The sequence below is a fragment of the Stenotrophomonas sp. TWI377 genome (genome assembly GCF_039674525.1).
Lineage (GTDB): Bacteria > Pseudomonadota > Gammaproteobacteria > Xanthomonadales > Xanthomonadaceae > Stenotrophomonas.
In genome coordinates this window covers 128,822-150,282 of the sequence record NZ_JBDJNT010000002.1, presented here as the reverse complement: position 1 = coordinate 150,282, position 21,461 = coordinate 128,822, and the positions used below count along the sequence as shown (strand labels likewise).

Annotated in this window: 18 protein-coding genes; 10 read left to right on the top strand and 8 right to left on the bottom strand. The window is 68.0% G+C overall.

From position 1 onward, the window contains the following. Positions 1-22: 22 nt before the first annotated feature. Positions 23-712, bottom strand: coding sequence for a hypothetical protein (locus ABE546_RS04055; protein ID WP_346462763.1), 690 nt, complete (start codon positions 710-712; stop codon positions 23-25). A gap of 162 nt (positions 713-874) precedes the next feature. Here ABE546_RS04055 and ABE546_RS04050 point away from each other — a divergent pair, with 162 nt between their 5' ends. Together ABE546_RS04050 and ABE546_RS04045 are read left to right on the top strand one after the other, a co-directional pair. Continuing rightward, complete coding sequence (locus ABE546_RS04050) at positions 875-2,851, top strand: UvrD-helicase domain-containing protein (protein ID WP_176990295.1); 1,977 nt, start codon at positions 875-877, stop codon at positions 2,849-2,851. 255 nt (positions 2,852-3,106) lie between these two features. Further along, the gene (locus ABE546_RS04045; protein WP_346462762.1) at positions 3,107-3,643 is read left to right on the top strand and encodes a GNAT family N-acetyltransferase; all 537 of its coding nucleotides are present in this window, start codon (positions 3,107-3,109) and stop codon (positions 3,641-3,643) included. A 77-nt stretch (positions 3,644-3,720) separates the two neighbouring features. Here ABE546_RS04045 and ABE546_RS04040 read toward each other — a convergent pair whose 3' ends face one another. After that, a complete protein-coding gene (locus ABE546_RS04040) occupies positions 3,721-4,389 on the bottom strand; it encodes a DUF480 domain-containing protein (protein ID WP_346462761.1) in 669 nt (222 codons plus the stop codon). Positions 4,390-4,500: 111 nt separating this feature from the next. On the opposite strand from ABE546_RS04040, the gene ABE546_RS04035 reads away from it, so the two are divergent. Together ABE546_RS04035 and pyrF are read left to right on the top strand one after the other, a co-directional pair. Beyond that, positions 4,501-5,424: a 5'-nucleotidase, lipoprotein e(P4) family gene (locus ABE546_RS04035; RefSeq protein WP_313210631.1), complete on the top strand. Its 924-nt coding sequence runs from the start codon at positions 4,501-4,503 to the stop codon at positions 5,422-5,424. Continuing rightward, positions 5,421-6,146 (top strand): orotidine-5'-phosphate decarboxylase, encoded by a 726-nt coding sequence (gene pyrF, locus ABE546_RS04030; RefSeq protein WP_313210633.1) that lies wholly within the window; start codon positions 5,421-5,423, stop codon positions 6,144-6,146. The genes ABE546_RS04035 and pyrF overlap by 4 nt, the downstream gene beginning before the upstream one ends. A gap of 25 nt (positions 6,147-6,171) precedes the next feature. Here the strand turns inward: pyrF and ABE546_RS04025 are convergent, their stop codons facing one another. Beyond that, complete coding sequence (locus ABE546_RS04025) at positions 6,172-6,297, bottom strand: hypothetical protein (protein WP_313210635.1); 126 nt, start codon at positions 6,295-6,297, stop codon at positions 6,172-6,174. Here ABE546_RS04025 and ABE546_RS04020 point away from each other — a divergent pair. Together ABE546_RS04020 and plsB are read left to right on the top strand one after the other, a co-directional pair. Beyond that, complete coding sequence (locus tag ABE546_RS04020) at positions 6,296-7,264, top strand: hypothetical protein (protein WP_313210637.1); 969 nt, start codon at positions 6,296-6,298, stop codon at positions 7,262-7,264. The two genes, ABE546_RS04025 and ABE546_RS04020, sit on opposite strands and share 2 nt — an antisense overlap. Next, positions 7,264-9,978, top strand: a complete 2,715-nt coding sequence (gene plsB, locus ABE546_RS04015) for a glycerol-3-phosphate 1-O-acyltransferase PlsB (RefSeq protein WP_346462760.1) — start codon at positions 7,264-7,266, stop codon at positions 9,976-9,978. Before ABE546_RS04020 ends, plsB begins: the two co-directional genes overlap by 1 nt. A gap of 314 nt (positions 9,979-10,292) precedes the next feature. On the opposite strand, the gene ABE546_RS04010 is transcribed toward plsB, so the two are convergent. After that, positions 10,293-10,496, bottom strand: a complete 204-nt coding sequence (locus ABE546_RS04010) for a DUF465 domain-containing protein (RefSeq protein WP_313211176.1) — start codon at positions 10,494-10,496, stop codon at positions 10,293-10,295. Positions 10,497-10,592: 96 nt separating this feature from the next. Here ABE546_RS04010 and ttcA point away from each other — a divergent pair, with 96 nt between their 5' ends. The 3 genes from ttcA to ABE546_RS03995 are packed head-to-tail and all read left to right on the top strand — an operon-like array spanning position 10,593 to position 13,306. Beyond that, entirely contained in the window at positions 10,593-11,504 is a 912-nt protein-coding gene (gene ttcA, locus ABE546_RS04005; protein WP_346462759.1) for a tRNA 2-thiocytidine(32) synthetase TtcA, read from the top strand. Positions 11,505-11,554: 50 nt separating this feature from the next. Then, entirely contained in the window at positions 11,555-12,460 is a 906-nt protein-coding gene (locus ABE546_RS04000) for a recombination-associated protein RdgC (RefSeq protein WP_313211178.1), read from the top strand. A gap of 57 nt (positions 12,461-12,517) precedes the next feature. Beyond that, positions 12,518-13,306 (top strand): SprT family zinc-dependent metalloprotease, encoded by a 789-nt coding sequence (locus ABE546_RS03995; protein ID WP_313211179.1) that lies wholly within the window; start codon positions 12,518-12,520, stop codon positions 13,304-13,306. Positions 13,307-13,446: 140 nt separating this feature from the next. Here ABE546_RS03995 and ABE546_RS03990 read toward each other — a convergent pair whose 3' ends face one another. Continuing rightward, on the bottom strand, positions 13,447-14,319 hold the full coding sequence (locus ABE546_RS03990) for a methylglyoxal synthase (protein ID WP_313211180.1): 873 nt from the start codon (positions 14,317-14,319) through the stop codon (positions 13,447-13,449). Positions 14,320-14,492: 173 nt separating this feature from the next. Here ABE546_RS03990 and ABE546_RS03985 point away from each other — a divergent pair, with 173 nt between their 5' ends. After that, positions 14,493-14,786, top strand: coding sequence for a hypothetical protein (locus ABE546_RS03985; protein ID WP_313219827.1), 294 nt, complete (start codon positions 14,493-14,495; stop codon positions 14,784-14,786). Between the two features lie 24 nt (positions 14,787-14,810). On the opposite strand, the gene ABE546_RS03980 is transcribed toward ABE546_RS03985, so the two are convergent. The 3 genes from ABE546_RS03980 to ABE546_RS03970 all read right to left on the bottom strand — a co-directional run bounded on the left by ABE546_RS03980 (position 14,811) and on the right by ABE546_RS03970 (position 21,407). Next, positions 14,811-16,256, bottom strand: a complete 1,446-nt coding sequence (locus tag ABE546_RS03980; RefSeq protein ID WP_313211182.1) for an FAD-dependent oxidoreductase — start codon at positions 16,254-16,256, stop codon at positions 14,811-14,813. A 127-nt stretch (positions 16,257-16,383) separates the two neighbouring features. Continuing rightward, complete coding sequence (gltB, locus tag ABE546_RS03975; protein WP_346462758.1) at positions 16,384-20,838, bottom strand: glutamate synthase large subunit; 4,455 nt, start codon at positions 20,836-20,838, stop codon at positions 16,384-16,386. A gap of 167 nt (positions 20,839-21,005) precedes the next feature. Continuing rightward, a complete protein-coding gene (locus ABE546_RS03970) occupies positions 21,006-21,407 on the bottom strand; it encodes an I78 family peptidase inhibitor (RefSeq protein WP_313211184.1) in 402 nt (133 codons plus the stop codon). Positions 21,408-21,461 lie beyond the last annotated feature (54 nt).

The following is a 21,461-nucleotide window of genomic DNA, read 5'->3' as shown; positions in this document are numbered from 1 at the left end:
CCGGGCATGGTGCCGTGTTCATTCAGTCCTGGGAACCGGGTACGGCGGTGGGGATGCCGACCTCGACGCTGCCGGTGCCGATGGTACGCCCGGCGGCCTCCAGTTGCTGTGCCTGCCAGTGCCAGTACTGGTCAGGCTGCCAGTATTCGTCCCGATAGAACACGTCCGGTTCCACGTAACGCTTGCCACGATCATCGCGGACCAGCATGCGCATGCCTCCGACCCAGCCGGTGCGGCTGCCAGTGACCTCAAGCAGGCCACGACGCAGCTCACGCTCCTGTCGGGGCTGGGCGACCGTGTCTCCGAACTCCGCGTACAGGGCTTGGCCTTGCTGCACTGCGCGGGTCTGTTCGTCCGGGGTCAGCGCGGCCCAGTACCGCTCACGCAGCACCAGGAGGAATTCGGTCCCGCGCTCGGCCGCCAGGTCCATCCAGGCATAGGACAGGGCCCGATCCTGATCGCCGCCCTGGCCGTTCCACCACATCTCGGCAAGCGCGGCCTGGGACAACTTGTCGGCATGGCGCGCGCCGAGCCGGTAAAAGCGCCGCGCCTCTTCGAGGCGGCCACGCGCCTGCGCCTCCTTGCCGAGTTTGCGGTAGCGCAGGTCAGGATGGCTGGCCAGAAAGGTGTGGGTGTCCTGCGCATCCTGCGCGCGCAGGTCCGGCTGACTCGACTGCCCCCATGCTGGCAGCGCGGCCAGGGCGGCGATCATGGTGCATACCCGGCTTGCCTTCCTGACGATTGCCATGCGTCGCGTCCTCTGCGTTGATCGGGACAATGGATACCCCAGCCCCGTGAAGGCGTCAATCCGGCTGGTGGCACGTCGATGCGGGCTGACCAAGGCCCGGTACAATGCCCCTCCCCTGGAGATGGCATGCACGGTCTCAATCCTCCCCAACACGCGGCAGTGATGCACTGCGAAGGTCCTCTGCTGGTGCTTGCGGGCGCGGGCAGCGGCAAGACGCGCGTGATCGTGGAGAAGATCGGCCAGCTGATCGCCAGCAAGCGCTACCCGGCGCGGCGGATCGCGGCGATCACCTTCACCAACAAATCGGCCAAGGAAATGCGCGAGCGCGTGGCCAAGCGCCTGCGCGGTGACGACGCCGATGAAGTGACGATCTGTACGTTCCACGCGCTGGGGCTGAAGTTCCTGCAGATTGAACATGCGGCCGTCGGGCTCAAGCGCGGCTTTTCGATCTTCGATGCCGACGATTCGACCGCGCAGGTCAAGGACCTGATGTACGGGGCCAAGCCGGACGACATCGAGGACGTGAAGAACCTGATCTCGCGCGCCAAGAACGCCGGCCTCTCACCCGAGCAGGCGATGGCCGCGGCGCGCAGCACGCGCGAGAAGGAAGCGGCCAGCGTCTACGAGCGCTACCAGCTGCGCCTGACTGCGTTCAACGCGGTCGATTTCGATGATCTGATCCGCCTGCCGGTGCAGGTGCTGGAAGAGAATCCGGAGATCGCCATCGCCTGGCGCGAACGCATCGGCTACCTGCTGGTCGACGAATGCCAGGACACCAACGATGCGCAGTACCGGCTGCTCAAGCAGCTGGCCGGCAGCAAGGGCAACTTCACCTGCGTGGGCGATGACGATCAGTCGATCTACGCCTGGCGCGGTGCGAACCCGGAAAACCTGCAGCAGATGGCGCGCGATTATCCTGCGCTGGAAATCATCAAGCTGGAGCAGAACTACCGCTGCTCCAACCGCGTGCTGCGCGCGGCCAACGCGCTGATCGCCAACAACCCGCACGAACACCTCAAGAAGCTGTGGAGCGACCAGGCCGACGGCGAGCGCATCCGTGTGTGGGAGTGCCGCAACAGCGAGCACGAAGCGGAAAAGGTCGCGGCGGAAATCTCCTTCCTGGCCACCTCCAAGAAGATTCCGTGGAGCGATTTCTGCATCCTGTTCCGCGGCAATTTCCAGTCGCGGCCGCTGGAAAAAGCGCTGCAGCTGGTGCGTGCGCCGTACCACATCACCGGCGGCACCGCGTTCCTGGAACGGCAGGAGGTCAAGGACACGCTGTCCTGGCTGCGTCTGCTGGTGAACCCGGATGACGATACGGCGTTCATGCGTGCGGTGCAGTCACCCAAGCGCGAAGTGGGTGCCGGCACGCTGGCCAAGCTGGCCGAGCTGGCCTCGGAAAAAGACCTGCCGATGGCGCATGCCGCCGAAGCGATCGGGGCGCTCTCGCAGCTGCCACCGCGCGCGGCCAACGGGCTGAGCCGCTTCACCGATATCCTGCGCGATCTGCGCGCGGAAATGCCCAAGCTCAGCTCCGGCGATCTGGTGCGCAAGCTGGTGAAGGATTCCGGGCTGGTCTCGGACCTGCGCAGTGCGTGCAAGGAAGAGTCGGTCTACCAGCGCCGCCTCGGCAACCTGGAAGAACTGGCGCAGTGGTTCGAAGGCGGCCCGCGGGGTGCCTCCACGGCGGATCTGGCCGCGCAGCTGGCCTTGCTCTCGCGCAACGACAAGGACGACGGCGGCAACCAGGTGCGGATGATGACCATGCACGCCTCCAAGGGCCTGGAATTCCCGTACGTGTTCATCATCGGCTGCGAGGACGGCGTACTGCCACACCAGGTCAGCCTGGACGAAGGCAACCTGCAGGAAGAGCGGCGTCTGTTGTACGTGGGTATCACCCGCGCCAAGGTGCAGCTGTGGATGAGTTACAGCAAGCTCACCCGCAAGTTCGGCGAGCACGTGCGGCTCAAGCCCAGCCGTTTCTTCGATGAGATACCCGCCGAGGAAATGCAGCGCGACGGTGCTGACCCCGTCGCCGATGCCGCGCGCAAGAAAGAGCGCGCCAGCGCGGGCCTGGCCGCGATCCAGGCCCTGTTCGACTGACCCACCGCACGGGTAGAGCCGACCGTTGGTCGGCTGCCCAAAGCGCGTCGGCTGCCGTATCCCCGGCTCGAAGAGCAGCCGACCAACGGTCGGCTCTACCATGTTCCCGCAGCCGACCAACGGTCGGCTCTACCGTGTTCCCGCAGCCGACCAACGGTCGGTTCTACCATGTTCCCGCAGCCGACCAACGGTCGGCTCTACCGTGTTCGGGGCACGCATTGCACAATCGGTGTATCGCCTTCCACCGGTACCCGCATGTCCGCCGTGATCCAGACCGACCGCCTGCACCTGCGCCTGATCGATCCCGATCATGACGCGGCCGACATGCTGGCCCTGCTCAACGAGCCGGGCTTCATCCGCAACATCGCCGACCGCGGCGTACGCACCTTGGCGCAGGCGCGCGACTACACCGCCGAGCGCGTGCTCGGCAGCTACACCCTCAATGGCTTTGGCATGTACGCCGTGATCCGCCGCGAGGACGGCGCATGGCTGGGCAACGCCGGTCTGGTCCGCCGCGCCGGGCTGCCGGCACCGGATATCGGTTATGCACTGCTGTCGCAGTACGAAGGCCACGGCTACGCATTCGAAGCCGCGCGCGGGGTGATGCACTACGCACGCGATGTGCTCGGTCATGCCGATCTGTACGGCATCGTCTCGCCGGACAACGTGCGCTCCGCCGCGCTGCTGCGCAAGCTGGGCATGGAGGACCGGGGGGACCTGCTGCTGCCGCCGCCAAACGAAGACGTGGTGCTGTTGTTCGCCACCCCGGGCGCGCCGGCCCCCCAACGGTAGAGCCGACCGTTGGTCGGCTGCGCTTCACCCCCCAGCCAATCGCAGCACGGGTAGAGCCGACCGTTGGTCGGCTGCTCTCAGCCCCCCAACTGTGCGCGCAGCTCCGCCAGCTGTTCCTGCAGCTCGGCCACGGTGGCTTCCAGCTGCTGCACGCGGGACTCCAGCGCCGGATTGGCACCGCTGCCGCCGCCGCCGGACGGCGCCGACCGGTACTGCTCGGCCAAGGCCTGCACGTCCACCGGGCCGGCCATCAAATGCATGTAGCGGTCTTCGCGCTGGCCGCTGGCGCGCGGCAGCTGGATCGCCATGCCGCGCTGGATCATGCGCTCCAGGTGGTGGCGCAGTTCGTCCACGTCCTGGAAGCGGACCAGCCGCTCGCTGCGGGTCAGCAGTTCATTGAGGGTCTGCGGGCCGCGCAGCAGCAACAGGCCCAGGATGGCCAGTTGCTGGCGGGTCAGGTCCAGCGCGGCACCGGCGCGGTGCTCGTAGCGCTCGGCGCGCGAGGAGTACTGCTGGCGCGCCAGGCCCAGGGTCTCCAGCTGGCGCAACGCGTGGTGCACATCGCCGGCCGACAGGGCCATGACCGGCTCGCGGGCGGTCTTCTGGTTGGCCGCCACCTGGGCGGCGTTGACCGTCAGCGGGTAGGCGTCCGGGGTGGTCGCCTCCTTCTCGATCAGGCAGCCCAACGCGCGGGCCTGGGCCGCGCTGAGCACGGGCAGGGCAGGGGTCTGGGTGTCGTCGGTCATGGGGCGCTCCGGGGTGTTTCAGGGGCGTGCAGCATAGCCGAGCCCCGCCTGTGGCATGAATGCCGCGGGACAAGCCGGTAAACTGGCGCGAATCTGTTGCCGGTGAATGCCATGCGTCGTAGTGCTGTTTCCCTGTCCGTGCTTGCCTGTGCCGTGCTGGCACTGAGTGCCTGCAAGCGCACTGAAACCCCGGCCGATGCCGCCCCGCCGGCGGCCGCTGCCGCGGCGAGCGCGCCGGTCGCCACCGGCGATGCCGCCGTGGCTGCCAATGACAACCTCAACGCGGTGCTGTGGATGCAGCGTTCGCAGGAGTACCGGGCAATCACCGAGCAGACCTACCGTTCGGCGGCCGATCACCTGGACAAGGCACTCAAGGAGCCCAACTGGGACGCGCTGGTGCCTGAAGAACGCGGCAATGCCGCCAAGGGCCTGAAGCCTGCCGTGGTGCTGGATGTGGATGAAACCGTGCTGGACAACTCGCCCTACCAGGCGCGCCTGGTGCGCGATGGCAAGGAATACGACGAGCTGAGCTGGGACCAGTGGGTGGCTGAAAAGAAGGCCAAGGCGATTCCGGGCGTGGTCGATTTCGCCAAGGCCGCCAATGCCAAGGGCGTGACCCTGCTGTACATCTCCAACCGCGCCGTCCACCTCAAGGAGGCCACCCTGGCCAACCTGCGCGAGCAGGGCCTGCCGGTGGCCGATGACAGCGTGTTCCTCGGCCTGGGCACCGTGGTGGACGGCTGCGAGCAGGCCGGCAGCGAAAAGAACTGCCGCCGCCGCCTGGCCGGCCAGAAATACCGCGTGCTGATGCAGTTCGGTGACCAGCTGGGCGACTTCGTGGAAGTCACCGCCAACACCAACGATGGCCGTGACGCGCTGCTGCAGCAGTATCACGACTGGTTCGGCGAGCGCTGGTGGATGCTGCCCAACCCGACCTACGGCGGCTTCGAGCCGGCCCAGTTCAACAACGATTACAGCCAGTCGCGCCAGGCCCGCCACGACGCCAAGCGCGCCGCGCTGGATTACGCACCGTGAGCCGCGCGCCGCTGCCGCTGCGGGACGAGGAGCGCCTGATCTTCGCGCTCGACGTGCCCGGCCGCGACGATGCGCTGGCCTGGGTCGATCGTCTCGGCGATGCCGTGTCGTTCTACAAGATCGGCATGGAACTGCTGGCCTCCGGCGAGTACTTCGAGGTGCTCGATGCACTGGCCGCACGCGACAAGCGGGTGTTCGTCGATCTCAAGTTCTTCGACATCCCGGCCACCGCCGCGGCGGTGATCAAGCGCCTGTCGCAGTGGCCGGTGAGCTACGCCACCATCCATGGCTGGCACCCGGCGATGATGGAGGCCTGCGCGGCCGCCAACGGCAGCGACATGCGCCTGCTGGCGGTGACCGTGCTGACCTCGATGGGCCGCAGCGACCTGGCCCAGATGGGCATCGACCGCGAGCCGGTCGAGGTGGTGGTGGAACGCGCGCTCGCCGCCCAGGCCGCCGGCATCGACGGGGTGATCGCCTCCGGCCAGGAGGCCGGGCCGATCCGCGCCGCCACCGGCGCCGGGTTCTCGATCGTCTGCCCGGGCATCCGCCCCGGGGGGCCGGTCGGCGATGACCAGAAGCGCACCGTCGGCGTGGCCCAGGCCTTTGCCGACGGCGCCGATGCGATCGTGGTCGGCCGCCCGATCCGGCTCGCCAGCGACCCGCAGGCCGCCGCGCGCGCCCTCCAGGCCGAGATCGCCCAGGCGCTCGCCGCGCGCTGAGGCGGTGACGGGGCCGGACGCTCCGTCACACGCGGTTTTTCTGTACATTCAAGGGCTTGCGCACCGAGCGCAGGGTCGGCAGGTCTGCCGGCTTGCCGCTGTCACCGAACAGGCCGCAAGATGCGGACCGGTCCGGGGAGTCCGAATTCATGTCCATGTCGTTGAAGCCGTGGCAGTACCGAGGGCAGGCGTTGGCGCTCGCCCTGTGCGGGTTGGTGCTGCTCAGTGCCTGCAGGGACAAGCAGATCGATCCGGATGCACCGGCGTCCGAGCCGGTCGCGGCCCTGCAGCAACTGGCGCAGCGGGTCGCCGACAACGATCTGGTCGGCTACGCGAAGGCAGCGGTGCCGCCCACCCAGTACGCCCGCCTGCAGGGCGCCTGGCGCCAGGGGCACAGCCGTTGGCCGCTGACCGAGCTGCCACTGGATGGGCAGTTGTTGCCGATGCTGGCCGCGCTGTCGCGGCCGGATGCGCCGCAGCGGCTGCAACGCTCGTTCGATACCCAGATCGCCGGTCAGGCCACGCAGGTCCGCCAGGCGGCCCACTCGATGGGATTGTTCGGCGAGCAGTACCTGAGCAACCAGAGCGAGTACAGCGACAGCGAGCGCGCCCATTACACCCAGGTGGTGAAGGCGCTCAGCCGCTGGGCCGCCGCGGCGCCACTGACCGACAAGCAGCGGGCAAAGACGACCATCACCCTGCTCACCGCTACCGCGCGCACTGCGGGGCTGTCCACGGATGCCGAACTGCAGGCCGCGGGCATGGAAGAGAGCCTGCGTCGCCTCGGCCCCTTCATCAAGGCCTTCAAGACCGCGCTGGCCAGTTACGGGCTGTCGCTGGACGCGGCGTTGACCGAGCTGCGTGGCGAGCTGACGTCCGAGCTGGGCGACGATGCCGTGGTGCGCATCCAGTACACGTTGGCCGGCGAGCAGATCGACGCCCAGGTGCGGATGACACGGCGCGACGGGCACTGGTATGTGACCCGCACGCTGGAAGACACCGATGCGCTGCTGCAGGCCGCCGACGCCGCGCAAGCTGAACATGATGCCCGCCAGGCCGCTGAAGCAGAGGCGGCTGCGACGGTCAAGGACGGTGCTTCTGCACCGGCTAAGCCATAATGAAGCCGATGCCGAACCAGAATCCCCTGCCTTTCCCCGGCGAAGAGCCGCCCAAGACGCCGGACGCTACGTCCTCGTCGCCCGATACCGTGCCGTCCGACGTTGCTGCCGCCCCGGTTCCACCGGCCGCTGGCGCGCCCGTGGAGGCCGTTGCCGTCGAGGCGGAGCCGTCCACTGTTGCGCCGTCCGCGATCGTGCCCGGCACCCGCCCCCCCAGCGGTCGCCCGCCGTGGTGGGCGCGCCTGCTCGGCCGTCTGGTCGAGCCGTGGCTGTCGCTGAAGATCGAACCGGAGCACCCCGGCCAGTACAACGACGGCCGCCCGGTGGTCTACGTGCTGGAGGACTACGGTCTGTCCAACGCGCTGATCCTGGACAAGGCCTGCCGCGAAGCCGGCCTGCCCTCGCCGCTGGTGCCGATCGCCGGTGACCCGACCGGGCGCAAGCGCGCCTACCTGGCCCTGTCGCGCCGGAGCAGCAGCAACTCGCTGATCCCCGAGCAGCGTGGTGCCAAGACCCACTCGGACTCGTTGGCCAAGGTCCTGCAGGCGCACCGCGCCCGCGGCGAGCTGGACGTGCACCTGGTGCCGGTGTCGATCTTCGTCGGCCGCGCGCCGGACAAGCAAAGCGGCTGGTTCGCGGTGCTGTTCTCGGAAAACTGGGCCCTGGTGGGTCGTTTCCGTCGCCTGCTGGCGGTGCTGCTCAACGGCCGCAGCACGATCGTGCGCTTTGCCCCGCCGATCTCGCTGCGCACCACGGTCGATGAGGGGCTGGACCCCGAGCGCACCGTGCGCAAGCTGCAGCGCGTGCTGCGCACCCATTTCCGCCGCATCCGCGAATCGGTGATCGGGCCGGATCTGTCGACCCGCCGCCTGCTGGTGGACAAGGTGCTCGACGCGGACACCGTGCGCGAAGCGATCGCCTCACAGGCCAAGCGCGACAACTCCAAGCCGGCCGATGCCTGGAAAAAAGCCCACGCCTACGCGTGGGAAATTGCCGCGGACTACTCCAGTCCCGTGGTGCGCTCGGCCAGCTTCATGCTCAGCCATGTCTGGAACCGCATCTATGCCGGCGTGCTGGTCCACCACCTGGACAAGTTCAAGGCGGCCGCGCCCGGGCACGAAGTGGTGTATGTGCCCAGCCACCGCAGCCACATGGATTACCTGCTGCTGTCCTACCTGCTGTACGACCGCGGCATCGTGCCGCCGCACATCGTGGCCGGCATCAATCTCAACCTGCCGGTGGTCGGCACGCTGCTGCGCAAGGGCGGTGCGTTCTTCATCCGCCGCTCGATCCGTGGCAACGCGCTGTACTCGGCGGTGCTCAGCGAATACGTGGCGCAGCTGGTCGCCGGCGGCTACTCGATCGAGTACTTCGTCGAAGGCGGCCGCTCGCGCACCGGGCGCCTGCTGCAGCCCAAGGGCGGCATGATCTCGATGACGCTGCGCGCCTTCCTGCGCCAGCCGCGCAAGCCGGTGCTGTTCCAGCCGGTCTACATCGGCTATGAAAAGCTGATGGAAGGCGGCAGCTACCTGGACGAACTGTCCGGGCGGCCGAAGGAAAAGGAATCGATCTGGTCGCTGCTGTGGTCGATCCCGAAGGTGCTCAAGCAGAACTACGGCCAGGTCGTGGTGAACTTCGGCGAGCCGATCGCGCTCAACGACGTGCTCGCCCAGCGTGCGCCGGACTGGAACGGCCAACCGGTCGGCGAGGACGAGAAGCCCTCGTGGTTGTCCGGCACGGTGGATCACCTGGCCGAACGTATCCAGGTGCATATCAACGGCGCGGCCGACGTCAATCCGATCAACCTGCTCGCGCTGGCGCTGCTGTCCACGCCCAAGCATGCGATGGGCGAGGCGGACCTGATCGCGCAGATCGAACTGTGCAAGACCCTGCTGGTCGAGATGCCGTACTCGGACCGGGTCACGGTGACCCCGCACTCGCCGGAGCGGATCATCGCCCACGCCGAGGAGATCAACGTCCTCACCCGCATCAAGCACCCGCTGGGCGATGTGCTCAGCGTGAGCGGCGACACCGCGGTGCTGCTGAGCTACTTCCGCAACAACGTCATCCACCTGTTCACGGCCTCGTCGTGGGTGGCCTGCTGCTTCCAGAACAACCGCCGCATGAGCCGTACCGGGCTGGTCCAGCTGGGCCGCACGGTGTATCCGTTCCTGCAGGCCGAGCTGTTCCTGCCGTGGACCGAAGACGAGTTCGCCCAGCGCATCGAGCAGACCATCAACGTGTTCGTGCGCGAAGGGCTGCTGCAGAACATCAACGATGACGACGGCGGCATCCTGGCGCGCAACACCGGGCAGACCGACGAAGTCTTCCGCCTGCGCGCGATCGGCCATTCGCTGCAGCAGGCGTTCGAGCGCTATTACATCGCGATCTCGGTGCTGGTGAAGAATGGCCCCGGCACGTTGGGCGCGGCCGAGCTGGAAAGCCTGTGCCAGCAGGCTGCACAGCGTCTGAGCCTGCTCTATGCGCCGGCCGCGCCGGAGTTCTTCGACCGCACCCTGTTCCGCGGTTTCATCCAGAAGCTGCGCGAACTGCGCCTGGTGTGGCCCGATGAAAACAGCAAGCTGCTGTTCGATGCGCGCCTGGACGCGTGGGCAAAGGATGCGAAATTCATCCTCGGCCGCGAACTGCGCCATACCATCGAGCGTGTCAGCCCGGAAGCGGCCAAGCCGGAAGAGCCGGTCAGCACGGATTGACGGAAGCGGATGCGCCGAGGCGCATCCGGACGTATCCGCACGCATCCGGACGCATCCGGACGTATCCGAATCTAATTGCGTTCGCCAGCAATTCGTAGGTACCGACCGTTGGTCGGTACCCGCGCGCAAGCGCGGCACAAGCGTCCGCAGACCAGGCAACACGGCGTGCACCGATTGACCGACGTTGACCACCGTCCGAAGCCACATGACAGGGGTTCATGTCGCCGGGACGAACGGCAGCCGACCAACGGTCGGCTCTACCCCCGGAACATGGGCAGTGATCGGTGCGAACGGCAGCCGACCAACGGTCGGCTCTACGCGGGTTCGTCCGGAATCAGCATGTCTTCCAGCTTGGCGATGCAGTCCTTCAACTGCAGCTTGCGCCGCTTCAGGCGCTTGGCGTCCAGCTCATCGTCGCCGTTGGCGGCCATGCGCAGGATCTGATCGTCCAGCGCACGATGCTCCTGCCGAAGGACGGCAAGGCGGGCAGTGATATCGGCGGGTGTCATGGTGTCCACAAGCTCCGAGCATACACATCCCGGATGACCGCCGGGAGTGAACGCAGTCACTTCCTGGCCCCTGTGAGGGCGCGTTGCAGCCGGTAGAATGCGTGCATGAGCGCTGCTGTCATCCGCCTGCCCGATCCCGTCCCGCGCGCCCGCGATCCGCGTGCGCCCGGCGGTGTGCAGGACCGGCTGGCGCGGCAGCTGCGGCGCCAGGTCGGCCAGGCCATCGCCGACTTCGGCATGATCGAGGCGGGCGACAAAGTGATGGTGTGCCTGTCCGGCGGCAAGGACAGCTACACCCTGCTCGACATCCTGTTGCAGCTGCAGAAGAAAGCGCCCGTACCGTTCGAGCTGGTCGCGGTGAACCTGGACCAGAAGCAGCCGGGCTTTCCCGAGCAGGTGCTGCCGACGTACCTGGCCTCGATCGGTGTGCCGTTCCAGATCATCGAGCAGGACACCTATTCGGTGGTCAGCCGGGTGATCCCGGAAGGCCGCACGATGTGTTCGCTGTGCTCGCGTCTGCGCCGTGGCGCGCTGTACCGGCATGCGGCCGAACACGGCTACACCAAGATCGCGCTGGGCCACCACCGCGATGACAGCGTGGCCACGTTCTTCCTCAATCTGTTCCACCACGCCAAGCTCTCGGCGATGCCGCCCAAGCTGCGCAGCGACGACGGCCAGCACATCGTGATCCGCCCGCTGGCCTACGTGGGCGAGGCAGACATCAGCGCCTACGCGCAGGCGCGTGCGTTCCCGATCATTCCCTGCACGCTGTGTGGCAGCCAGGACACCCTGCAGCGCCGCCAGGTGGAACAGATGCTGCAGCAGTGGGAGCGCGAGCAGCCCGGGCGCATCGACCAGATCGCACGCGCGCTGGGTAACATCCATCCCTCGCAGCTGGCCGATCCGGCCCTGTTTGATTTCATGGCACTGGGGCGCGCCGCGGCGGCCCCGCTGCCCGATCCGCCGGCCTGGGCCGGCACTGCCCACGACCTCGGCGACGCCCCCGGCCCGGCCTGAGCCACGCCGGTGCGCCCGCCCTCCCTTTCACGCTCTTACTCTGGACGTCCATGTTCTTTCGCAACCTGACGCTGTTCCGCTTCCCGACCGCCACCGATTTCTCCGAGGTAGACACCCTGCTGCCGCAGGTGCTGCTCAAGCCGGTCGGTCCGCTTGAAATGAATTCGCGCGGCTTCATCTCGCCGTTCGGCCGTGAAGAAAAGGCCGTGTTCTCGCACCGCGTCGGCGATGCGCTGTGGCTGACCGTCGGCGGTGAGGACAAGATCCTGCCGGGCGCGGTGGTCAACGACCTGCTCGCGCGCAAGCTCGAGGAAATCGAAGAGAAGGAAGGCCGCAAGCCCGGCGGCCGCGAGCGCAAGCGCATGAAGGACGATCTGCTGCACGAACTGATGCCGCGTGCCTTCGTGAAGAGCTCGCGTACCGACGCGCTGATCGACCTGACCCACGGGTACGTCGCCGTGGACTGCTCGAGCAGCAAGAAGGGCGAGAACATGATGTCCGACATCCGCGGCCTGCTCGGCAGCTTCCCGGCGATGCCGCTGAACGCCGAAGTGGCGCCGCGCTCGATCCTCACCGGCTGGATCGCCGGCGAAACCCTGCCGACCGGGCTGAGCCTGGGCGAAGAGTGCGAGATGAAGGACCCGGCCGAGGGCGGTGCGGTGGTCAAGTGCCAGCACCAGGAACTGCGCTGCGACGAGATCGACAAGCACCTGGACGCCGGCAAGCAGGTGACCAAGCTGGCCCTGGTCTTCGAGGACAACCTGTCCTTCGTGCTGGGCGACGACCTGATCGTGCGCAAGCTGAAGTTCCTGGATGGCGCGCTGGACCAGCTCGAGCACGCCGACGATGACGGCCGCCGCGCCGAACTGGATGCCCGTTTCGCCCTGCAGAGCGGCGAAGTGCGCCGCCTGTTCCTGCTGCTGGAAGAGGCGTTCAAGCTGAGCAAGGCGGACTGATCGGTTCCGATCAGTCCCCAGTCATGCGCCGGTCACGGCCGGCGCTATGCTGTACCCATGTCCGGATTCCTCCGCCGCCTGATTTCGCCGGCTGTCAGCACGCTGCAGCGCGATACGGTACGGCTGCGCCTGGAGGATGCCGAGATCGATGTCCTGCGTGTGCGCGATCCGCGTGCGCGCCGGATCAAGCTCAGCGTCGATGAGCGCGGCGTACGCCTGACCCTGCCACCGCGCGCCAGCCTGGTGATGGGCGAGCGTTTTCTCGACCAGCATCGCGGCTGGTTGTCCGAACAACTGCGCAGCTACCAGGCCACCAACCTGCCGCCACCGCTGGTGATCGGCGAGGCGGGGGTGCTGCCGCTGCGCGGTGAGCTGCTGCCGCTGCGCTGGGAAACCGGCCGCTACGCGCACATGCGCGTGGACGAACAGGGCGCCTGCCTGCACTGGCCCACGCGCGGGACCGATGCCACGCTGCGCCGCACCCTGCGCGAGTTCTACGAAGCACAGACCCGTGCCGATGTCGGCCAGTGGCTGCCGCGTTACCTGCCCGGCCTGCCGCGTGCACCGGCGCGGCTGCGGCTGAAGGTGATGTCCTCGCAATGGGGCTCGCTGGCCCCGGACGGCAGCATGGCGCTGGATCTGGCCCTGGTGTTGGGGCGGCCTTCGGCGTTCGAGTACGTGCTGGTGCACGAGCTCTGCCACCTGATCCAGGCCAATCACTCGCCGGCGTTCTGGGCGGAGGTGGAGAAGCGCTTCCCGGCGTGGCGGCAGGAGCGCGATTATTTTCAGGCCGAAGGACGGCGGTTGAAGGCCATGCTGCGGCAGCTGCTGACCCCCACCCCGTAGAGCCGACCGTTGGTCGGCTGCGCATGACATCCAACCCCGCGATCCTGGCGCACCGACCAACGGTCGGTACCTACCGGTGTGTGGCGCATCGGCCGACCATCGATTCGTCGGGGTCTGGCGTACCGACCAACGGTCGGTACCTACCGGGTGGCGCGGGCGGTGGCGGCCTGCGCCCAGCGCGCCGCCACGCGTGGCGCGGTGATGCACACGGCCTGGTCGGTCACGGTGGTGACCGCGCGCTCCAGCAGCTGGATGTCGGCTTCGTGCTGGCGGGCCACGTGCGGGTCTTCGAAGAAGATCGCGCGCTGGCAGTGGCCTTCCAGCACGCGGTCGGCAATCTGCGCATCGCCGCCCATCGGGCCGCTCTGGTAGCGCGTCACCCATTCCTCGCCCTGCGGCCAGCCGCGGCTCCAGGCCAGTTCGTTGAGGCGCTGGCCGGTGGTGCCGGTGCCGACCCGGCGGCGGAAGCGCGACAGCACCGCGAAGTGCTCATCGGCGAAGGCCAGCATCGCCGGCTTCATCGCGTCATGCGCGATCAGGGCCAGCGTGTGCTGTTCGAAGGCGTGCAGGTCATCGGCGCCCGGGTCCGGCGCCAGGCCAGCATGCAGGCGCTCCACCTCGACCCAGTCGCGCGCGGTGGCCACGGTGGAGATGAAGGGTTTACCGTGGATCACGCACTGGCGCTTGAGCGCGGTCGCTTCGGGAAAGACCGAGGACGGATCGACCGGGTCCATCAGGTAGATCGCGCCGTCCAGCGTGCGCTCCGGCGTGCCCATCCCGACCACCTCGGCGACCAGCTTCATCAGGCCGCCCTCGCGGCCGTTGGGGTAGCGGCGCAGCGGGGCGAAGTCCTGCAGGAAGCCCAGCCGCTGGATCGCATCGAAGGTGCGCCCGACCGCATGCAGCTCGACGCCCAGTTCGCGCAGGCCGGTATCGCTGGCACGCAGCCAGCGGAACAGCGCGGCGTGCTTGTCGTGGTGATGCAGGCGGTTCGCGGCCAAGCCGATGCGCATGAGGGCAGTCCAGAGGAAGACCGCGCCAGTGTAATCCGCTCAGGTTGCGGGGAAGCAAGCATCGAACAGTGATGGAGATCACGCGTCTTCACGCAGTTTCGTAGTTGTTGCATGGTCTCGGGAGGGGCCGTATCCGACAGTGGTGGTCGTCCGTCAATCAGGAAACCCCTGCCATGACCCTCCCCCGTTCCCCCATCGTCTCCTCATCATCGCCCGCCTCGGAGACGGGCCGCCGCATCCGTGCGCTGGCCACGGTGCTGCGCGAGGCGCCCCGGGCCGATGCCGAGGTGCTGCTGGCCGGGCTGGCGCGCATGCTCGATGCGCACATGGGCCGCGGCCACGATGATGTGGTCAGCAACCGCCGCATCCGCGACCAGCTGGACAACATCGAGCTGCTGATGGCACTGGAGATCGAGCGCGCCGGCGTGCGTCACACGCCGGTACCTGCGGTCCCGCGCGCCGCTTGAGAGGCGCGCTTCGGTAGGGCGCCGTTACGCCGAAAGCAGCTGCACGATGCTGCCGGCCGCATCGCGGCCCTCGGCCACGGCCGTCACCACCAGATCCGCACCGCGCACCGCATCGCCACCGGCGAACAGGCGCGGGTGGGCGGTCTGGAACGGCAGGCGGCCGCTGCCACCGGCCACGATGCGGCCGTTGTGGCCGGCTTCCACGCCCTGTTCGGTCAGCCAGGCCGGCGCAGTCGGCGAGAAGCCGAAGGCGATGATCACCACGTCCGCTTCCAGCAGCGATTCACTGCCTTCGATCGGTACTGCGTTGCGGCGGCCCTGGGCATCCGGTTCGTCCAGATGCGTTTCCACCACCATCACCCCGATCACTTCATCGTCCGCACCGGCTTCGATCGAGAGCGGCTGGCGGTTGAACAGGAAGCGCACGCCTTCCTCGCGGGCGTTGGCCACTTCGCGCGCCGAGCCGGGCATGTTGGCCTCGTCGCGGCGGTAGGCGCAGGTCACCTTGGCCGCACCCAGGCGGATCGCGCTGCGCACGCAGTCCATGCCGGTATCGCCACCGCCCAGCACCACCACGCGCTTGCCCTCCAGGTCGGGCAGGGCGATCTGGTCTTCCCAGCCGGCAATCGGCCGGCCGTGGGCATCGCTGCCACTGACGATGCGGCTGTTCTGCACCAGGAACGGCAGCGCCGGCAGCACGCCCTTGAGGTCCTGGCCGAGCAGGCCACCATCGGTATAGCGGTACGCGCCGGTGCCGACGAACACCGCGTCGTACTCGGCCAGCAGCGCATCGATGCTCACATCGCGGCCAATCTCCACGCCGAGGCGGAACTGCACGCCCATGCCCTCCAGCACGTTGCGGCGGCGGCTGATCACCGATTTGTCGAGCTTGAAACTGGGGATGCCGAACTGCAGCAGCCCGCCGATCTGTTCGTAGCGGTCATACACCACGGCCTGGATGCCGGCATGCGCCAGCTTGTCGGCGCACGCCAGCCCGGCCGGGCCGGCGCCGATCACCGCCACGCGCTTGCCGGTGGCTTCCACCGCGCTCATGTCCGGGCGCCAGCCGGTGGCCAGCGCCGTATCGACGATGTACTTCTCCACGGCGCCGATGGTGACCGCGCCGAATTCCTCCAGCGTGCAGCTGCCTTCGCACAGGCGGTCCTGTGGGCACACCCGGCCGCACACTTCCGGCAGCGGGTTGGTTGAATGGCACAGCGTGGCCGCTTCGTGGATGCGGTTTTCCTGTACCAGCTGCAGCCACTGCGGGATGGCGTTGTGCACCGGGCACTTCCAGCTGCAGTACGGATTGCCGCAGTCCAGGCAGCGGCCGGCCTGGAACTGCGCGTCTTCCTTGCCGAACTTGCCGTACAGCTCGCCCCAGTCGCCGGAGGTGCGCAGTTCGACCGGGATGCGCTGCGGCATCGTCCGGGGCAGATCGAGGAACTGGAAAGCTTGCTTGCGGCTCATCGGTGGGCCCTGCGGTGGTGAGTTGCCGGCCAACGGCCGGCACTACGAGTTGAGGTTGCCGGCCAGCGGCCGGCACTACAGCGGTGGGATGTACAGCGCCGGCGTGGGGCTGGCGCCGTGACCCCGGTCAGGCGGCGCGGCGCAGGGATTCGGTCAGCGATTCGATGCTGGCCGCCTTCGGTTTGACCAGCCAGAACTTGCCGACGTAATCGCGGAATTCATCGAGGATCTGCTGCGCCCAGATGCTGCCGGTCAGCTCGCGGTGGCGGCTGATCAGCGTATGCAGGTGCTGGCGGTGGTTCTCGAAGCCTTCGGCGGAGATGCGGTGGATGTCGATCAGCTCGTGGTTGTAGCGGTCCACGAAATCGCGGTCGATATCCAGCACGTAGGCCAGGCCGCCGGTGAAGCCGGCGCCGAAGTTCAGGCCCACCTTGCCCAGCACCAGCACGATGCCGTCGGTCATGTATTCGCAGCAGTGGTCACCGGCGCCTTCGATCACCGCCAGCGCGCCGGAGTTGCGCACGCCGAAGCGCTCGCCGGCACGCCCGGCCGCGAACAGCTCGCCGCCGGTGGCGCCATACAGGCAGGTGTTGCCGATGATCGCGGTGTTGCGTGCTTCGAAGCGCGCGCCACGCGGCGGGCGCACGACCAGTCGGCCGCCGGCCATGCCCTTGCCAACGTAATCGTTGGCTTCGCCTTCCACTTCCAGCTGCAGGCCACCCACGTTGAACGCACCGAAACTCTGCCCGGCGGTACCGCGGAAACGCAGCGTCAGCGGCGCATCACTCATGCCCTGGTTGCCGTGCGTGCGCGCGATCTCACCGGACAGGCGGGTGCCGATCGAGCGGTCGGTGTTGTGGATCAGGAAGCGGTGTTCACCGCCGAGCTTGCCGGCAATGGCCGGGGCCAGCAGGCCGTCCATCTGCGTGGCCAGGCTGTCCGGCGATTCGTACAGGCGCTGCGCGGCGCAGTGGCTGCCGGCGTACTCGGCCGGGTTGAGCAGGCGCGACAGATCCACCTTGACGCCCGGGCGCGGCGAGACCTCCAGCTGCTGCAGCAGGTCGGTGCGGCCGACGATCTCGTCCAGCGAGCGCACGCCCAGGTAGGACAGCCAGCCCCGCACTTCCTCGGCCAGCAGGCGGAAGAAGTTCTCCACGCGCTCGGGCAGGCCGGTGAAGTACTGCGCGCGCAGGCGCTCGTCCTGGGTGGCCACGCCGGTGGCGCAGTTGTTGAGGTGGCAGATGCGCAGGTACTTGCAGCCCAGCACGATCATCGGCGCGGTACCGAAGCCGAAGCTGTCCGCGCCCAGCAGCGCGGCCTTGATCACGTCCAGGCCGGTCTTCAGGCCACCGTCGGTCTGCAGCAGGGTGCGCCCACGCAGGTCGTTGGCCACCAGCGCCTGGTGCGACTCGGCCACGCCCAGTTCCCACGGCACGCCGGCATAGCGGATCGAGCTGACCGGGCTGGCACCGGTACCGCCGTCATGGCCGGACACGGTGATCAGGTCGGCGCCGGCCTTCACCACGCCGGCGGCGATGGTACCGACGCCGGCATGGCTGACCAGCTTCACCGACACCAGCGCGGTCGGATTGACCTGCTTGAGGTCGTAGATCAGCTGGGCCAGGTCTTCGATGGAGTAGATGTCGTGGTGCGGCGGCGGCGAGATCAGGCCGATGCCCGGCTTGGCATAGCGCAGCCGCGCGATCAGTTCATTGACCTTGTGGCCGGGCAGCTGGCCGCCTTCGCCGGGCTTGGCGCCCTGGGCGACCTTGATCTGCAGCACCTCGGCGTTGACCAGGTACTCGGCGGTGACGCCGAAGCGGCCCGAGGCCACCTGCTTGATCTTGCTGCGCTTCTCGGTGCCGTAGCGCACCGGGTCTTCGCCGCCTTCGCCGGAGTTGCTGCGGCCGCCGAGCCGGTTCATGGCAATGGCCAGCGCTTCGTGCGCCTCGGGCGACAACGCGCCCAGGCTGATGGCGGCGGTGTCGAAGCGGCGGAACAGGTCTTCGGCCGGGGCCACCTCGTCCAGCGGCGTGGGCGTGGGCGCGGCCTTGAGCTGCAGCAGGTCGCGCAGCGCCGACACCGGGCGGCCGTGCACGGCCTCGCAGTAGCGCTGCCAGTCCGCGGCATCACCACTGCGCGCGGCACGCTGCAGGGTCATGACCACGTCCGGGTTGTACATGTGGTATTCGCCGCCGTGCACGTACTTCAGCACGCCGCCCACATCCGGGCGCAGCAGGTCGTTCCAGGCACGCACGGTGAGTTCGCGGGCTTCGTCGTCCAGGCGCGCAAAGCCCACGCCGGCCACGCGCGAGGCGGTGTCCGGGAAGCACAGGTCGACCACCTCGTCATCGAGGCCGACGATCTCGAACAGCTGCGCGCCGCGGTAACTGGCCACGGTGCAGATGCCCATCTTGGAGATGATCTTGGACAGGCCCTTGTAGATGCCCTTGCGGTAGCGGCGGCCGATCTGAGACTGCTCGCCGCCCTTGCTCAGCTGCAGGATGCCGCGCCGGCCGAGGTCGAACAGGGTCTGGTAGGCCAGGTACGGGTACACCGCGGTGGCACCGAAGCCGAGCAGGCAGGCCATGTGGTGCGCGTCGCGCGCGGTGCCGGTTTCCAGAATCAGGTTGACGTCGCAGCGCAGCCCGGCGTTGGACAGGTGGTGGTGGACCGCGCTGGTGGCCAGCAACGCATGCACCATCGGCCGGTCGGCGACCGGGTAGCGGTCGCTCAGCAGCAGCATCACGATGCCCTCGCGGGCCGCCGCCTCGGCCTCGGCGCAGATGCGCTCGATGCCCGCCTTCAGGCCTTCGTCCAGGCTGTAGGACAGATCGATCAGCCGGTTCTTGTCGGCGTACTGCTCCATCTTGATCAGCTGGCGCAGCTTGCGCTGGCTGAGCACCGGCGAATTGAGGATGACGTGGTTCACCGTCTCCGCGCCGGCATGGAAGATGTTGGTTTCCTTGCCGAGCTGGGTGGACAGCGACATGACGCAGTCTTCGCGCAGCGGATCGATCGGCGGGTTGGTGACCTGCGCGAAGGCCTGGCGGAAGTAGTCGTAGAGCGGGCGACTGTGCTGGCTGAGCACGGCCATGGGCGTGTCATCGCCCATCGAGCCGGTGGCTTCCTGCTCGGTTTCGGCCAGCGGCCGCAGGATCTGCTCCACTTCCTCGGTGCTTAGCTGGAACAGCTTGTGATAGCTGCGCAGGGTGCGCTCGTCGAACGGCTCTTCCACCAGTGACGGATCGATCAGCTCGGTCTGCAGGTAGGTCACGCCCTGCTGCAGCCACTGCTTGTACGGTGCGCGGCCGCGGTTGATGCGGTCGATGGCGTCCGAGTCGAGCAGGTCACCGCGCTTGAGGTCGATGGCCATCATCTCGCCCGGCCCCAGCTTGCCCTTGCGCACCACGCGCTCGGCCGGCACTTCCCACACACCGGCTTCGGAGGCGACCAGGAAGTGGCGGTCGGAGGTGAGCATCCAGCGCGCCGGGCGCAGGCCGTTGCGGTCCAGCGTGCAGGCGGCATAGCGCCCATCGCAGGCCACGATGCCGGCCGGGCCGTCCCACGGTTCGCTGTTGAGGCCGTAGAACTCGTAGAACGCGGCTAGGTCGGGGTCCTTGAACTCCAGCGACTGGGTCGCCGGCGGCACCAGGATGCGCAGCGCCTGGATCAGGTCCATGCCGGCGCTGACCATCAGCTCCAGCATGTTGTCCAGGCTCTGCGAATCCGAGCCATGCATGGAGATCACCGGGTCGAACTCGCCGATGTCGAAGCGCGGGGTCTTCCACACCTTGCTGCGCGCCTGCGCCCAACGGCGGTTGCCCTCGATGGTGTTGATCTCGCCGTTGTGGGCGAGCATCCGGAACGGATGCGCCAGCGGCCAGCGCGGCAGCGTGTTGGTGGAGAAGCGCTGATGGAACACGATGGCGCTGGAGGCCAGATCGTTGCGCTGCAGATCCATGTAGAAGCGGCTCAGCTTGTCCGGCAGCACCATGCCCTTGTAGCTGATCGCATTCGGGCTGAGCGTGGTGACGTAGTAATCGGCGTGCTCGCGCAGCTGCTGCTCGCTGCGGCGGCGGGCCAGGAACAGGGCCAGGGTGAAGGCGGCCTCGTCCTGCGTGGCACCGGCATCGACGAACACCTGCTCGATATGCGGCAGCGTGTCACGGGCGAGCTGGCCACAGACGCTGGGGTCGGTGGGCACCACGCGCCAGCCGACCGGCTGGCAGCCGGCGTCGCGCAGCTGCTGTTCCAGCGTGTCGCGGCAGGCCTGTGCGTCGGTGGGGTCGTGCGGCAGGAACACCACGCCGGCGGCGAACCGCGCGCCAAGGGTGAGGCCGGCCTCGACGGCGAGCGCCTTGAGGAACACGTCGGGACGGCGCAGCAACAGGCCGCAGCCGTCACCGGTGACACCGTCGGCGGCGACGCCGCCGCGGTGGGTCATGCGCGAGAGTGCGGCGATAGCCGTGTCGACCAGCAGTCGGGACGGCTGGTCGTCGAGTTGGGCGACCATGCCGAAACCACAGGCATCTCGCTCATCTTGCGGGTCGTAAAGCCCTTGGCGGTTGCGGGGGGCCATCTCTGCCTCAATGTCGGGTGAGCGGCGACACTCGTCCCCGCTCAATCCGTTGAGCGCATCTGGAGGCACCGGATGACTCGACTAGAGCATAGTTGCTGCAACGCCGCAATACACGGTTGCAGGCGCAACCAAACCCCTGTGTTTCAGGGGTTTTCTCCGTCGCCTGTTCAGCCGCAGCGGACGCCGGCCACCACGTTCTTGGCATCCACTTCCACGTTCAGACGCTCGCCGATGAACTCCATCGTGGTCATGTCGTTCGGCTTGAGCACGCGCACGCTGGTGGCGCCGGCATCCTGCTGGGCCTGGCTGCCGAGCTCGGCGGTATAGGGCTGGCCGACCAGGCTCTGCACCTGGGTGGCATCGCAGCTGCCGACCGGCGGCGCTTCGGTCGCCTTGCCGGCTTCGTCGGTCGGCGCGGCGGCGGCTTCGGCCGCCTTCTGCGCATGGGTGGCGACGGCCTCCTGCTCGTCCATCGGCGGGGCGCTGCACGCACCGAGGACCAGCAGGGCGGGGAACAGGGCAATCAGCCCGAAAGAACGCCGCACGCGGCGGAACGACAGGGACGACATCGGTACTCCAGAAAGCGAGCCAGTAAACACTGGAGGATATCGCCAAGCGCGGCG

Excerpts from the sequence above, each read along its gene's own strand:
- ABE546_RS04055 (WP_346462763.1), bottom strand. The coding sequence starts at position 712 with ATGATCGCCGCCCTGGCCGCGCTGCCAGCATGGGGGCAGTCGAGTCAG.
- ABE546_RS03970 (WP_313211184.1), bottom strand. The coding sequence starts at position 21,407 with ATGTCGTCCCTGTCGTTCCGCCGCGTGCGGCGTTCTTTCGGGCTGATT.
- ABE546_RS04025 (WP_313210635.1), bottom strand. The coding sequence starts at position 6,297 with ATGAATTCGGACTCCCCGGACCGGTCCGCATCTTGCGGCCTGTTCGGT.
- ABE546_RS03990 (WP_313211180.1), bottom strand. The coding sequence starts at position 14,319 with ATGCGCATCGGCTTGGCCGCGAACCGCCTGCATCACCACGACAAGCAC.
- ABE546_RS04050 (WP_176990295.1), top strand. The coding sequence starts at position 875 with ATGCACGGTCTCAATCCTCCCCAACACGCGGCAGTGATGCACTGCGAA.
- ABE546_RS04045 (WP_346462762.1), top strand. The coding sequence starts at position 3,107 with ATGTCCGCCGTGATCCAGACCGACCGCCTGCACCTGCGCCTGATCGAT.
- ABE546_RS04020 (WP_313210637.1), top strand. The coding sequence starts at position 6,296 with ATGTCCATGTCGTTGAAGCCGTGGCAGTACCGAGGGCAGGCGTTGGCG.
- ABE546_RS03985 (WP_313219827.1), top strand. The coding sequence starts at position 14,493 with ATGACCCTCCCCCGTTCCCCCATCGTCTCCTCATCATCGCCCGCCTCG.
- ABE546_RS04035 (WP_313210631.1), top strand. The coding sequence starts at position 4,501 with ATGCGTCGTAGTGCTGTTTCCCTGTCCGTGCTTGCCTGTGCCGTGCTG.
- ABE546_RS04040 (WP_346462761.1), bottom strand. The coding sequence starts at position 4,389 with ATGACCGACGACACCCAGACCCCTGCCCTGCCCGTGCTCAGCGCGGCC.
- gltB (WP_346462758.1), bottom strand. The coding sequence starts at position 20,838 with ATGGCCCCCCGCAACCGCCAAGGGCTTTACGACCCGCAAGATGAGCGA.
- ABE546_RS03980 (WP_313211182.1), bottom strand. The coding sequence starts at position 16,256 with ATGAGCCGCAAGCAAGCTTTCCAGTTCCTCGATCTGCCCCGGACGATG.
- ABE546_RS04000 (WP_313211178.1), top strand. The coding sequence starts at position 11,555 with ATGTTCTTTCGCAACCTGACGCTGTTCCGCTTCCCGACCGCCACCGAT.
- ttcA (WP_346462759.1), top strand. The coding sequence starts at position 10,593 with ATGAGCGCTGCTGTCATCCGCCTGCCCGATCCCGTCCCGCGCGCCCGC.
- ABE546_RS03995 (WP_313211179.1), top strand. The coding sequence starts at position 12,518 with ATGTCCGGATTCCTCCGCCGCCTGATTTCGCCGGCTGTCAGCACGCTG.
- plsB (WP_346462760.1), top strand. The coding sequence starts at position 7,264 with ATGAAGCCGATGCCGAACCAGAATCCCCTGCCTTTCCCCGGCGAAGAG.